Origin of the sequence: Streptomyces griseoflavus (assembly GCF_014649995.1) — a bacterium.
Classification (GTDB): Bacteria; Actinomycetota; Actinomycetes; order Streptomycetales; family Streptomycetaceae; genus Streptomyces; species Streptomyces griseoflavus.
This window is the reverse complement of sequence record NZ_BMUC01000062.1, coordinates 1-538: the sequence shown is the minus strand read 5'-3', so window position 1 is coordinate 538 and position 538 is coordinate 1. Positions and strand designations below refer to the sequence as shown.

Below are 538 nucleotides of genomic sequence, written 5' to 3'. Positions count from 1 at the left end.
CGCCGTTGCTGTCCTGGAAGGAGCGGACCAGGACCTCGTAGAAGACGGCTCGTTTGAACCAGTCGGGGTCCCGGTCCCTGACCGGTGTGTCCTCGAACATGTCCGGCAACGGCTCGTTCACGGTCATGACGTTCCTCGCCCTCCGTCGTGCTGTGCGGCGGGCGGTCGCTGGACGTGCAGGACGTGTGCGGGAGCCCGCCCCGGCTCCAGCCGCACGTAGTTGGCCCTGCCCCAGTGGTAGGTGTCGCCGGTGAGCTCGTCGCGCACCGGCACCGACTCGTGCCAGTCCAGGCCGAGTCGCGGCATGTCCAGCGAGACCGTGGCCTCCTGGGTGTGGTGCGGGTCGAGGTTGGCGACCACGAGCACGACGTCCGGACCGCTGCGCTTGCTGTACGCGATCACGGCGTCGTTGTCGGTCGGGTGGAAGCGCAGGTTCCTGAGCCGGTGGAGCGCGGGGTGCGCCCGCCGGACGGCGTTGAGCTTCGTGATGAGGGGGGCGATGGTCCGCCCCTCCTTCTCGGCGGTTTCCCAGTCGCGG

General features: G+C 69.7%; 1 protein-coding gene. It reads right to left on the bottom strand.

Translation table 11 applies throughout. The features are described from left to right. Positions 1-123 precede the first annotated feature (123 nt). Positions 124-538: alpha-glucosidase C-terminal domain-containing protein (locus tag IE172_RS34240; RefSeq protein WP_190101266.1), on the bottom strand; the 415-nt coding region annotated here is incomplete at its 5' end.